Source organism: Leclercia sp. UBA7405 (assembly GCF_037152215.1).
GTDB lineage: Bacteria > Pseudomonadota > Gammaproteobacteria > Enterobacterales > Enterobacteriaceae > Enterobacter > Enterobacter pneumoniae.
The window spans coordinates 1577875-1590972 of sequence record NZ_JBBCMR010000001.1; the positions used below are offsets into that span (position 1 = coordinate 1577875).

Annotated in this window: 11 protein-coding genes and 2 pseudogenes; 2 read left to right on the forward strand and 11 right to left on the reverse strand. The window is 51.4% G+C overall.

Annotated features, from left to right (window positions below; all coding sequences use genetic code 11):
* Positions 1-51 precede the first annotated feature (51 nt).
* The 5 genes and pseudogenes from WFN75_RS07750 to WFN75_RS07770 all read right to left on the reverse strand — a co-directional run bounded on the left by WFN75_RS07750 (position 52) and on the right by WFN75_RS07770 (position 5699).
* Complete coding sequence (locus WFN75_RS07750) at positions 52-1314, reverse strand: c-type cytochrome (protein ID WP_336996235.1); 1263 nt, start codon at positions 1312-1314, stop codon at positions 52-54.
* A gap of 12 nt (positions 1315-1326) precedes the next feature.
* On the reverse strand, positions 1327-3096 hold the full coding sequence (locus WFN75_RS07755; protein WP_046885286.1) for a GMC family oxidoreductase: 1770 nt from the start codon (positions 3094-3096) through the stop codon (positions 1327-1329).
* Between the two features lie 36 nt (positions 3097-3132).
* A complete protein-coding gene (locus tag WFN75_RS07760) occupies positions 3133-3858 on the reverse strand; it encodes a gluconate 2-dehydrogenase subunit 3 family protein (protein WP_336996236.1) in 726 nt (241 codons plus the stop codon).
* A 508-nt stretch (positions 3859-4366) separates the two neighbouring features.
* Positions 4367-5299: a DMT family transporter gene (locus WFN75_RS07765; protein ID WP_336995969.1), complete on the reverse strand. Its 933-nt coding sequence runs from the start codon at positions 5297-5299 to the stop codon at positions 4367-4369.
* Between the two features lie 74 nt (positions 5300-5373).
* Positions 5374-5699: pseudogene (locus tag WFN75_RS07770) on the reverse strand (gamma-glutamylcyclotransferase family protein).
* A 115-nt stretch (positions 5700-5814) separates the two neighbouring features.
* Between WFN75_RS07770 and gcvA the strand changes: the two are divergent.
* A complete protein-coding gene (gene gcvA, locus WFN75_RS07775) occupies positions 5815-6717 on the forward strand; it encodes a transcriptional regulator GcvA (protein ID WP_336995970.1) in 903 nt (300 codons plus the stop codon).
* Positions 6718-6824: 107 nt separating this feature from the next.
* Here gcvA and WFN75_RS07780 read toward each other — a convergent pair whose 3' ends face one another.
* Positions 6825-7778 (reverse strand): LysR family transcriptional regulator, encoded by a 954-nt coding sequence (locus tag WFN75_RS07780; protein ID WP_336995971.1) that lies wholly within the window; start codon positions 7776-7778, stop codon positions 6825-6827.
* 80 nt (positions 7779-7858) lie between these two features.
* Here WFN75_RS07780 and WFN75_RS07785 point away from each other — a divergent pair, with 80 nt between their 5' ends.
* Entirely contained in the window at positions 7859-9172 is a 1314-nt protein-coding gene (locus tag WFN75_RS07785) for a serine hydrolase domain-containing protein (RefSeq protein WP_336995972.1), read from the forward strand.
* Here WFN75_RS07785 and WFN75_RS07790 read toward each other — a convergent pair.
* From WFN75_RS07790 to WFN75_RS07810, 5 genes and pseudogenes are all read right to left on the reverse strand, one after another.
* Positions 9169-9357 (reverse strand): annotated as a pseudogene (locus WFN75_RS07790) (CDP-diacylglycerol diphosphatase); the annotation flags it as partial. The gene WFN75_RS07785 and the pseudogene WFN75_RS07790 sit on opposite strands and share 4 nt — an antisense overlap.
* Positions 9358-9666: 309 nt before the next feature.
* Positions 9667-10341 (reverse strand): DUF2625 domain-containing protein, encoded by a 675-nt coding sequence (locus tag WFN75_RS07795; RefSeq protein ID WP_336995973.1) that lies wholly within the window; start codon positions 10339-10341, stop codon positions 9667-9669.
* 168 nt (positions 10342-10509) lie between these two features.
* Positions 10510-11433, reverse strand: coding sequence for a hypothetical protein (locus WFN75_RS07800; RefSeq protein WP_212475817.1), 924 nt, complete (start codon positions 11431-11433; stop codon positions 10510-10512).
* A gap of 209 nt (positions 11434-11642) precedes the next feature.
* Positions 11643-12035: a cell envelope integrity TolA C-terminal domain-containing protein gene (locus WFN75_RS07805; RefSeq protein WP_336996237.1), complete on the reverse strand. Its 393-nt coding sequence runs from the start codon at positions 12033-12035 to the stop codon at positions 11643-11645.
* Between the two features lie 418 nt (positions 12036-12453).
* Complete coding sequence (locus WFN75_RS07810) at positions 12454-12906, reverse strand: acyltransferase (RefSeq protein WP_046885275.1); 453 nt, start codon at positions 12904-12906, stop codon at positions 12454-12456.
* Positions 12907-13098: the final 192 nt, after the last annotated feature.

Here is a 13098-nt window from a genome sequence, read left to right on the forward strand (position 1 = left end):
GGTGATACACCACAAAAAAAATGCTGATAGCAAAGGCTATCAGCAGGGTGTTTACTTATCGGTATGCAGCTTTTCACGCACCTCTGACACCTGTTTTTCGCTGACGGCGGAAGCATTGTTACTCCAGCCCTGACGAATAAAGGTTGCCAGCTTAGCGACTTCGTCATCGCTGAGGCGGTTTGCAAAGCCAGGCATGGCCAGCTCTGAAGGCGCCTTCGCGGTTGACGGGAGCTGCGCGCCCGCAAGGATAGTGTGGATCAGCGCGCCAGGATCTTCAGCATTAACAATGGTAGCCTGATCCAGCTCGGGGAAAGCCCCCGGCGCGCCCTTACCGCTGACAAAGTGGCAGGCGCCGCAGTTATCGATATAGAGGCGCTCCCCTTCGGTCAGATTGCGTCCCGCAGTCAGCTTCGCCTCGGTTTTCTGCCGGGCTTGCTCATCGCCTTTCTGCAGCCCCGGGTTTCCGCCGAGGAACTTAAGATAGGCCGCCACCGCCTGCAAATCGTCACGGGTCATATGGGAAGTACTGTGCTCGATAACGGCAGTCATCTCGCCACCCACCGCGGCTTTGTCGTTACGCCCGGTCTCGAGGTAGTCGACAATTTCCTCGTTGCTCCAGCGCGGCAGTCCGCGCAGGGAAGGCACTTCCCAACCGTTCAGATTTCCGCCCGCCAGGAACTTCGCTTCGCTGCTGTCGAGGGCTTTTTCCTGCATGCCAATGCCGCGCGGGGTATGGCAGCTGCCGCAATGTCCCAGACTCTCCACAATATAGGCCCCGCGGTTAACCTGTTCAGAGGCGCCGCCAATGGGCTGGAAGGGTTTGTCCGACGTAAAGAACAGGTTCCAGAAACGCATTCCCCAGCGCTGGTTAAACGGAAAAGAGAGATCCGTTTCCGCAGGTTGTTCGCTGCTGGCCTTAACGCCATGCATAAAATAGGCATAAAGGGCGTGAATATCCTCGTCGGTGATTTTTGCATAATCCGGATACGGCATCGCCGGGTACAGACGGGTGCCATCAGGCAAAACGCCTTTACGCACCGCGTTCGCAAACTGTTCCTCGGTGTAGTTACCGATACCGTGCTCTTTATCCGGGGTGATATTGGTTGAATAAATCGTGCCTAAATCAGACTCGATTGCCAGCCCGCCGGCGTAGTCCGGCTTACCTTTCACGGTATGGCAGGCCATGCAGTCGCCGAGACGCGCCAGATATTCCCCTTTTTTGATCAGCGAAACATCGTCCTGGGCCTGCGCCTGGAAGGAGAGCGCGCTGAACGCCAGTGCAGCATTAAGGAAGAAAACGCGTTTTTTGTTCAAGAGCTTCATAACTTATACCTGTACCAATGGGCCTGGGTTTTTCAGATACTGTTCTTTAATCGCCTGAGCGGACATCAGCGTAATCGCGCCAATGGTATCCGTCGGGTTAGCCTGGAAGTTCTGCGGGAAGGCATTTCCTCCGGGCACGAACACGTTATGCACGTCCCAGCTCTGCAGATATTTATTCAGGGCAGAGGTTTTAGGATCGTCCCCCATTACGGCACCGCCCACGTTATGGGTAGAGACATATTTGGTCAGATCGAAATTGGCATCCATCGGCAGGAAGCTCATGCTGGAGCTGTCCGGTTTCAGTTCGTTAACCAGATTGCCAACGATGCCTTTAAGGTACTGCTGAAGCTTCAGCTCATTCTGTTTCCAGTTAAAGGTGAGGCGCAGCAGTGGTTGCCCGTGTTCATTGGTATAGGTGGGATCGAGATCCAGATAGACATCGCGATAGGACATACAGGTTGTGGTAATGCTGACCTTCATGGAGTGTCCATACCACTCCTCTAGCCCCTCTTTCCAGCCTGTGCCCCAGCTCGGCGTGCCTTTCGGCAACGCGGTACCAATTGGTGTGCCGGTTGCCTGCGAACTGTGGATTTTCGCGCCGCCAAGGATACCGAGCCCCGGACCGTCGAAGTTACCCGGAGAGATGTCATTAAACATCTGGCCTGTCGGGCCTGCGGCCACAAACGGGTTAAAGTGCTTATCCTTAAAGAACAGCGTGGCACCGCCGTTTGACAGGAAGGCGTAGTTACGGCCAACCACCCCCTCTTCGGTGATCGGGTTATAAGGTTTACCGATACCGGAGAGCAGCATCAGGTGTACGTTGTAGAGCTGGAAGCTGCTCAGCACCACAATTTTTGCAGGTTGGAAGCATTCGTTGCCCTGCTCATCAATATAAATGACCCCTTTCGCCGTCTTTTTATCGTCGTGCAGCACCACTTTGAGGACATTGGCATTCACTTCGTAGGAGAAGTTTTCCATGCGCTTGAGCGCGTCCATCACGGCGGTTTGCGGTGACGCTTTTGAGTAGTTCAGGCAGGGATACTTACTGCAGTAGCCGCAGTAGTTGCACGGCGCAATCTGGTTACCGTAGGGGTTCTTCCAGGCGCGGGACACCGCTGCAGAGGGGTTCGGGAAGGGATGATAGCCAAGCTTTTTAGCCGCTTCTGCAAACATCACGTTATTAAGCGTGTCTTCCAGTGCTGGCAGAGGGTAAGGCGCGGAGCGCGGACCTTCAAACGGGTCGCCCCCTTCAAGGATCTGGCCACGCAGGTTACCGGTGTTGCCGGACTGACCGCAAATGCGCTCAAACTTGTCGAAATAAGGCTCTATTTCGTCCCAGCTGAAGGGGAAGTCCATGACCCGCATATCATTCTGAAGCACGCCAGGCGGATAGGCTTGATCGGCGTAGGTTTTCAGCTTGATATCAGTAGGTGTAGGGCGAATCAGTACTCCCGTCCAGTGCAGACCAGAACCTCCCACGCCGCCGCCCGGGACGAATGCACCCCATTTTCGCGTCGGCAGCGCGGTATCATTCATGGTGTAACGGACGGTGACCGCCGACTCCGCAGGGGTGGTCATTACACGGTTACGCACCGCGTAGGCATATTCATCTGCAGGCTTTGGGTAGGCGAACTCGTCATAGCTACGATCGGGCCCCTTCTCAAGCGCTCTGACGGTCAGACCCGCCATCGCCAGTTCAATACTCATCAACGAACCGGCCCAGCCGAGGCCGCAGACGACGACGTCAACTTCTTTTTTTGTGATTTGTGCCATGATAACTCTGTCTCAGATACGTTTGATTTTTGCCCTTCAGGCGCGTTCGCCTTTGATGCTCACGGGACCGAGAGGATAAGGAATGTTGTGCTGTTTAACCCACTCCAGATAGCTGGCGCGGGCCCCAGGGAAGCCGATGGCTATCCAGGCCTTCATTCCTTTGTTCCCGCCATACATAGGGTCGGCGAGGTAACCGTGTTTGGTATCGGAGAGCAGCTGGCTGAAGAAGTGGGAGGCGTGCATATTGCTTTCGCCAAGGCCAACAAAATCAACCTCATTCTTTTGCAATTTCGTCAGGACGTCGTCTTTTTGTTCCGTCGTTAACGCATGGAAGGGTTTATTGAAATGTTGCTGACACCACTGTTCGGTCAGCTCAATGCCGCGATGGTAGATATTCTGCGGATAGAATGGAATCTGATACCCCATAGACGCCGGGGCATTCGGGCTGAAGGGACCCTGCATATAAATTTCTCGACCAAAATCGCCGTGCAACTGCTGATCGATAAAGATAGGAACATTGGTCTCAAGCGCACCTGGCGCTTTGCCTGCTCCACCCGCTGGAATTAGCCGGTCTGTCGCAGCAAGAATAAATTGCCATTCATTTGCTGAAAAAAAGATGGGGTTATAGTCTGACAGTTCAGGAGCTGCCATTTCAGCCGCCTGTGCTGCCGTAAGACCTTTTGCAATTAGTGTCGTAACTGGTAGTGCTACCAGAGCGCCTAATAAAAACTTACGCCTGGTTGTTGGTTTATTAAACACAATCTCTCAAACCCTTAAGCCAAATAAAACAATAGAACTCACATTGTAATTTACAAAACTATCACAAACACAATATTAAATTTACACAGGATGTGCTTTTTCTTTACAAAGAAAAGTTCGCAATGGAAAATATTGCGTTTAAAAACAACCAGTTAATGATATCCATGGTGTTTTGTTACAAGAAATGAATTTTTAAGTAAGCGACTATTGCAACAACGGACAATCAAAAGAAGTTAAACATATGTTAAATTCCGTTTTGTTTATTATCTTCTCTGAGAGAAATGCAATTCAATTGCAGGGGGTGGTTCAACGCAAAATGCAGGTAGAAACCCAAGGTCCGCTTTGAGCGAGGAGCGGGCATCGTTGAGGCCAGAGAATTGTCCATGATGATTTATTCTCTGCATTAGAACCTGAAAAACGTTTTAGTATCCTGGTAATTAAGACAGCACTATCTGAACTGGCTTGCTGACATCGTCAAATTATATTATCTGTAACCAGCCGACAGTCATCTTTATTTATTAACGGATACAGTTAAAAATCTCGACTTGAACCAGGACCAGCCACTAACAATAGTTATGCCACTCAGGATTAGCATCGTTCCTAATACAAACCCTGACTGTAGTTGTTCTCTCAAAATAAATACTGCCGTAATGACCCCAAATACAGGCGTCATGAATGAGAGAACGCCGAGCTGCGATACCATGTATTTGCGCATTAAACTGAACCAGGCTAAATAACTGGCAAAGGCAATTATTGCGCTTTGAAAGACTAAACTAACAATCCCGACGGTACCAGGGGCAAAGTGATTCTGACCAGAAAAGTACGAATAGGCTGATAAAAGTAAAAAACCTCCTGCAAGTTGACAGAAGAGTGTATGTGAGGCTGGAGACTCACTAAGAGAAGAGCATCTGACAATTATGGTAGTGGCCCCCCATGATAATCCTGCAAGTAACCCCATTATGTCTCCTGCCAGAACCTGACTGGCGCTACCAACTGGATCTTTACCTGACAGAAACGCGACACAAATGCCTGCAAATGTTATTGCTATCCCTAACCATTGTGGCGCACACAGTCGTTCATCGGGCCTAAAAAACTGTAGTCCCATGGCAGCAAAAATTGGAGCGGTATAAAGGAATACTGACATGTGCGATGCCGATGTATATCGCAGGCCTTCAGCAACAAACAGGAATTGCAAACCAAAAAGTATGCCCACTGCTCCCCCGGGAACTAAGCAATTAGCAAAGTTTCTTAGAGGCGTTTTTTTAAAAATAATTAATAAACTTATAAAGCCCGCAGCAGCCCCACTCCTGATTGCTACCTGTAGAACTGGAGATATTTCATCGGCTACCCCTTTAATTGCGACCTGCTGAATTCCCCAAGCTATACACAGTGACGTCATGGCCAGTATGGCATATGTGTCAATCTGTTTTCGTTGTACTGTCACTTAATTCTCCCTCAGATCGATTTATTTTAGGTTCCCAGGCCATTGTGTAATCTGCTTGCAGCGGGTCTTATAGTTTATGCTTTGAGCATATAGATACATGATTGCACTGTCTGACCGGTAGAGAGGGTTACCTCTACCGGAATACGTTCATACTCATAACCTTCGAACTCATCGAGTATGTGCCAGTGATGATGTAGATTCTCTGACGTGAAAAGAAAGCCCTGCACACGATTCCCTGAGTCATCCAGCACTATTCCCGGATAACCCATTTCTGCTCCCCAACCTTTGGCGAGAAGGGATCCCCCACGTGACCCTCCTGCCATGTTCCCCCAATATTTTCAAGAATATGAGCATTAGGCCGGCCAGGACCGAGAGTCCCGTAAACAAACAAACTTTCCATTATTCCTCCGGTATCGCTATGAAAATAGTAATGTTCTTTATATTAATTTTGATTTTCGGACTCTGACCTGACAAATTATTTGTTCTCACAACATGCGTGAATTATTATCACGCGTATGATTTTCGATCGCCTCCCCCCATTGCAGACTCTGCGCGCTTTTGAAGCCACTGCCCGCCTCTCAAGCATGACGCTGGCGGCAGCGGAGTTGCACGTCACGCATGGCGCGATAAGCCGGCAAATCCGGAAGCTCGAAGAGCATCTGGGGTTTAAACTATTTTTCAGGCTGACACGGCAGATAATTCTGACGGAGCAAGGGGGTGAATTTCACCAGGTGGTGACCCGTCTTTTGAGTGATTTAATGAAGGAGTCTGAGCGTCTACGTGGTGGAAACCTGATAAAGAATTTACGTATAAGCACAACGGTTTCATTTGCCAGTAAGTGGTTAGCCCCTCGTCTCAACCTGTTCAGGCAGAGATATCCAGAATTTGATATTCAGCTGGATGTTACTGACATCAATGTGGATCTTAAGGATGGTCAGGTAGATGCTGCAATTCGTTACGGCCCTGGCAATTATCGCGATGTTTCGTCTGAACGTATGTTTGATGAGTCAGTCACCCCTGTCTGTAGTCCAGGTTTTCTTGAGAAACATAATGGTCTGACAGAGATTAAGGAACTTTTTAACTGCGTTCTTCTTCATGAGTACAGAATGCAGGCGAACTGGCAGGCATGGTTTGAGATGGCCGGAGAAAAAAATTTCAGTGGCCATCAGGGGCCCTTATGGACTCTTGGCAGCATGGCGACAGAGGCTGCTATACGTGGCGAAGGTGTTGCTCTCGGACGCAGTCTTCTAATTGCAGATGATGTAGCGGCTGGAAGGCTTATTGTTCCGTTTCCACAGTACAAGCTTAAGGCTGAACGGGGGTACGATTTAGTCTACCGTCCAGATTATCAGGATTCATTTAAAATAAGCATCCTAAGACAATGGCTCTCTGAAGAAATGAGCTTGCTAAAGGATTAAATGGCGCTTCAGGAAAGGTCCGCTTCTGGCACAAAGCGGACATTCAATTTAACAGCCTGTGGGCCTCCTCCAGCTTCCCGATATAGCCAGGTCGTCAGCCCCATCCGCTAACCTGCATGGTCGGCAAGCGTCGCGGCTGGCTCCGCCCAGACGTCGGGAACGATCTTCATCGCCTCGCTGACGGCGAAATTCATCGTCATGCCGGGCTTCCACAGCATCACGATCATCTGGCTCAGCGCCAGATTGCCCACCTCCACATCAATCGCTTTCACGTCACGCCAGCTGGCGGCAGCAAAATGCTTCGGCAGAAAGGCCCATCCCTGGCCGCTCTCGAGCATATGGCGCAGCAGCGTACGGTCATTGGTGTAGAAGGTACGATCGGCGATGCGTCCCTGCTTCGCCGCCACGCCGTCGGGCGCCGGATGCATCACCAGCTGCGGCTGCGAGGCGAGATCGAACAGCGATACGGGCTGATCGACCGCGAAGAGCGACGCGGCGGCGTAAAAATCGAGTTCGATCAGTCCCACCGAGCGCCACGCCATCTCGCTGCCCAGACTGCGGTGGCGCGCCTGGCAGAGGGCCAACTGCACCTCGCCGCTGGCGAGTGCCGCTTCCGCCTCTTCGCGCGACGCGCTCCAGGCGCTGACGCGGATATTGCTCTCTGCCAGCGTCTCAATCAGACGGCAGAGAAAAGGGCGCGGCACAAAGGGATCGTAGACCAGGCTGATTTCGTCGGAGATACCTTGACAGACGTGGCGCGCAGCCGCGTCGAACGCCTGCGCCTGGCGCATCAGCAGCGCCGCCTGCCGCTTCAGCCGCTGACCCTCTGGCGTCAGCGCCAGCGTGCGGCCCTGTCGAGCAAAGAGCGCATAGCCCAGCGCCGCCTCCAGAAACTCGATTAGCTCGCTGACCGTGGCGCGATCCTTGCCAAGCTGTTTCGCCGCCTGCGAAACGGTGCCGAGCGCGGCGACGGTCGAGAACGCCTCTATCTGCGCAAAAGTAAAACTGAGATAGGCCATATCTGCTCCCTGATGCAACTGGTTGAGGGGATTTCCCCACATATGCTGATTTTTGCACAGAGCAGGCCAAATCTATACTGCGGCTTGTCAATGTTAAGGCGTGTTACGAAGGAGACAGAACGATGAAAAGTAAAAAAAACCTGCTACTGGCAGCATCGCTGGCGACGACTGCGCTGCTGTCGTGTTCAGCAACAGCCGCGGAGTCTGCGCCCTGCGGCGGCGTACCGCTGAGTGTTTGTCCGACGCCGTTCGATCGCACCCTCCCCGATCCCAAAACCATGCTCAGCTGGGATCAACAGGATCGCGTGGTGGGCTTTCGCAACGACTACCGCAACTATCCCGCCGATGTTTTTCATCACCACGGTACCGCCCAGCCGCTGCCGCTGGCAAAGCATCAGCTCGGCGAGGTTAGCTACCGCGTCAACGGCCATCGCTACAGTATGGCGGACTACCTGAAGCGTCAGAACGTGGCGGGGATGTTGGTACTGAAAAATGGCCAGATCGCCTACAAATATCTGGCGCACGGCAACAGCGATAGCACACTCTGGACCTCGCGCTCGGTGGGTAAATCAGTGGTGTCGACGCTGGTCGGCGTGGCGCTGAAACAGGGGAAAATCCACTCACTGGATGACAAGGTCACCGATTACGAGCCGGAGCTGAAAGGCACAGCATGGCAGGACGTGACGCTGCGACAACTGCTCACCCACACCTCCGGCGTGGCGTGGAATGAAGATTACACCCAGCCCGACTCCGATTTTGCGCAGCTGACCCAGTGCGAGGCGCGTCCTGGCACCTATGATTGCGTGCGCGGGCTGATTACCGGCCTGAAGAAGGCGCATCCGGCGGGCCAGCACTGGTCCTACTCGTCGGGCGGCGCATGGCTGCTGGGCGACGTGCTGGAGCGCGCCACCGGCATGTCGCTCGCCGCGTATCTGCAGCAGAGCATCTGGCAGCCTTACGGTATGGCGAATGACGGTGTCTGGCACGCCTATCAGCCCGGCAAACATGACGTCGGCGCGCACGGCTTCAACGCCACGCTGGAGGACTGGGGGCGCTTCGGCGAGTTTGTACGCCATGAGGGGCGCCTGCCAAATGGCGATAAAGCGCTGCCGGACGGCTGGCTGAAGCTCGCCTCTGACTGGACGCAGGCACAGGGCTCGGTTTCCGCCGCGCATCCGCAGGGCATTTACGGCTTCCAGTGGTGGAACAACGAGGTGCCAGCGAACGCGAAAAATGTCGAGCCTACGCCGCAGCAGTCGCTGAAGGGGTCGCTCTGGGCGCTGGGCATCTATGGTCAGATGATTATGGTTAATCCCGACGAGCAGCTGGTAATTGTGCAGTGGTCGACCTGGCCGCAGGCGGAACCCTCGTTCAGCGCCCAGCCGCTGGAGGCGTCGCTTATGTTTAGCGCAATCGCGCAGCAGCTGCGCGACTAAGAAAAATCGGGATGGGGGCTGTCAGTTGGCGGAACCGTAAGGATATAGCAGCGTTTATCCAGCAGCGATTCAACGGAGGCGCGATCGCCCTTATCCCCGCCGCGCCGCGTGGTCAGCAGGATATATTCTTTCTCGCCCGAGAAAGTAGTATGTACCAGCGCCACGTCATACTCCGCCAGCTGCGGCGTAATACCGGTAGCCTGCATCAGTGGTTCTTCCTGAGGACAACGGCCTGGCAGAGCATGGCTTACTTCTCCGGCTCGGCGCCCTTTACAGCGCAGCGCGCCGGGCTCGGAGATTTCCCCTGCTCACCCCTTTGCTGTATTTGCGCATTAGACAGCCGACTTCTCTGGCTCGTGACTGCTCTGCGGAAGCCGATAACGATTAGGTGGAAACCGAAGGTCCGCTTTGTGCGAGGAGCGGACGTTCACAGTTGTTCTCGCAATGTTAGAAGTATTACTTACATCGTGGTGTCTTAATCTGCATGGACGAGGTTATTCGCCCTGCATGTTGGTGAATTGATGTTTTAAGTTCATGCTTAATGACCAGTGCTCATCAACAGACACAACAGCTCGTGAACGCTGCTCTATAGCCAATTGTGGCTCGGTCCACAGGAAGGGATAAAAGGAGTAAACTGCGTCACCATTCATTTCAGATGTTTCTTCACGCCAGCCTGTCCAGCGTACGCTTTGATAGAATCTATCTAAATTGCCGCAGAGAGCCCAGTGCAGAAAACCTGAATAGTTAGTATCAAGGCTCTCCCATTCCAGAGAATCTGGTGCGAAATAATATACGCCGCCTCGATCTTCACCGAATTCACCACCGTTAAGTGCAAAAAAGCCCCCCGATACATCATCAGCAACCAAGAGCGCATGAAAATTCCGGCCTGTTGTTACATATTGCGTCCAGGAAGCAGGAGCTCGTGCCAGCCTGGGATGACCAGAGCCTAAAATCCGCAACCAGCCATTATCAACCAGGATGCCACCCGTTTCGTATAACACAGCGCCTAGCGGGGAGAGCGTTGTAACCTGAAGCTGATGTAAGGCAGATCTTGCGAGCGTCGGATCACAGGGAAGCACTTCATAATTATTGTTCGCTTCTTTCAGCCATTGCTGCACCATAAGCCAGCCAGAGCTTTGCTGATCAATTAATTCAGTCAGTTCCCTCATACCTTATCCTTTATCGCACTTCGCATCTTAAGCATATATATCGGACGACTAGCCGATAACCTGAGCATGGTCAATTACATGCTCCGCAAGATAAACATAGCATTAGATTAGCAACGTCTGCTTCTGACACGGAGCAGACAGCAAGATCAACCGCTGATGCGATCAGCTTTATTTTTCGCGAAAGAAAAAATGCACTTTCCCTTGCTGTAATACAACGGCAGGTAAACCCTTATCTTCTTTGGGCGAGAGATAGATCATTACCCACGCTGGAAGATGGCGGCTAACTTGTTGCATGAAGGCATAATTCATACGCTGATTTTTTGCATCCGATTGTCCGGCGCTGTTTATAAATACCGGGCTGAGGTGACTTCCATTTAACCCATCGCGGCTTACGAGATAACTTTTCCCGGTCGCATTCACACCTATGAAGTCAGGAGTGCGAACAATTTTTTCTGCGTCGTGGAAGCTGGTGTAAAAGCCGCAGGTCGGACTATTCTGGCTTGCAGGATCATAATATTTATTTTTTGGAAGCTCACACCCCGCATCTTTATCTGCGAATTTAACGACCAGATAGCGGGATTCATTGATCTGAAACACGTATTTTCCTAGCCAGTCATTATATCCCTCTCCCTTACGGACATCGCCATGTTTGCGTTTAGATTCTTTTAAGGTCGCTAGCACAGCAGATTCAATTTTATCTGAGAGCAACAGTGATGCCGCCTCAGGGGTAGGGGCCAGTTCAGTAGGGATCCACGCCAGAATTCCATCGGTTTGCCACTCTTCCACGCCCATACTCGTTGGTCGATACTGCAGTAACGGGGTTAAAGGCAATGACGCTTCATTTAATTTATCATTTTCAACTATCGGAAAAGTAAAATCGTAATCCGTGCGGCTGAACATTTCGCTTTGAGAGTGGCTGACCTGGGCATCGCTAAAAGGATCCATACCCGATGCGTTGCTGATATTCCAGGCGATGCTATGTTCAGCGTGGTATGTGTACGGCTTTGCAGAATTGTCGCGAACGCCCGAGCAGGCCGTCAGTAGCAGAGTTGTAAACACAATTGAAAGTGATCTCGATAACAAACTATTCATTCATACTTCCCGTTGTTTAATCATAAGAAACTAATATCGGCAACACCGGCCAATAACTTAATTTTTATGGGTACATAAAAAAGGGAAATTGGCTGGAAACCTCTCGAAAAGAATAAACTGGAACGACAGCCGCTCGGGGAGCGGACGAACTCAATGAGCGGAAGTTCTGCTGAGAGCGAGAAGCGGACCTATTAATGTTCATGGTATGACTAGCCCTGCAAATCAAAGCGAGATTTTTGAAAATCGCGGTACACCGCCTCATTAGTGAAGGCCGGAAATGTGGCTTTCTGGGCTGCTGATTTTACCGCTTCGCAATATGCTTTATTACCATCACTGGTTGATATGTTTAAAGCCGTGCCATTCTGCGCAAACTCGATATGCAACCGACACTTCTTCCCTTTCCAGTTTTGTGGCTCAGCAAGTTTTGCATTTATCGCTGCTCTTATCGCCCGCGCTTGCAAGCCCCACTCATCCCGATCATCCCAATTGCCAGAACCGCAATTACCCAGTGCAGTGGTTTTATGGCATCCTGATGGTTGTAATGGTGCGCAACCCATTGCCAGGCTGGCCACAAATGCCAGCATAGACACTTTAATTGCCATTCGATTCGCTCTCACTCCTTGCTCCCTCATTCGATTAATACCTTCATACACACTGAGATATTGTTCCGTCATTACTGGCGCATTTTCAACTACTCGTAATGGTAATGACGTGGTCGCCATTACGTTGTCACTCACTTCCTATTGATAACTTCAAACAATTTTTTAAATGTCCGCTCCTGCCACAAAGCGGACATTTAGCCACGGCAGATGTGTCATAAAAGAAAAGAGTCGTGCAGTGCAATGCTGCAGGCAGCCTGGCTGAGATCAAGAAAGCAGATCCAGGGTACAAATATCAGGCTGAAGAAATACCGGGGCAGTTAATCCAGGGCAAAAAGCATCCCTCTCTGCCCGAGCAAAAAGAGACCATAATCACCCAAAGGAGACATGACTCTGGACCCGATAGTGACAGAGATAAGAATTAAAGATTTCTCAAAAGCCTGGCGGGATTGCCCGCGTACACCCCTTTTATAAGCACAGGTTTGGTCACCACGCTGCCTGCACCAATCACCGCCCCACTGCAAATCTCCGTGGTTAAAATGGTTGCTCCACTGCCGACTGTTACTGCGTCGCCTAAGACAATATCTATCCAGCTTTCTGCAGACGCATCCGGACCGCCACGCTTGAAAAGATCATTAGCAAAGGTTACACCATGGCCAATAAAGCAGTCGCTGCCTAAGGTAACGTTCTCACAGATGAACGAGTGGGACTGTACCCGGGTTCTATCGCCTATAACGCATCCCTTTTGTATTTCGACAAAGGGTCCCACGAAAACATCGTCTCCCAGTTCACATTCATAGATGTTTACCGGCATAACGACTTTCACATTTTCACCGTATTTTACGTCACGAATGCCGCTTTCAAGCACTTTCATATCCGCGGGCTCCTTTCTCAAAATGATTCGGCACAGTATGAGCAATGGCTCGTCCCTCTCCTGTTCAAACATGCCGGGCGAGGTTATTACTCAAAACAGGAATAAACCCTAAGGCAATAAAACCCAGGCGTCCAGACAGGCAGGTCGATTCTGCTTATCCTATACTCAGTAAAAAATGTTTAGACTGAATTT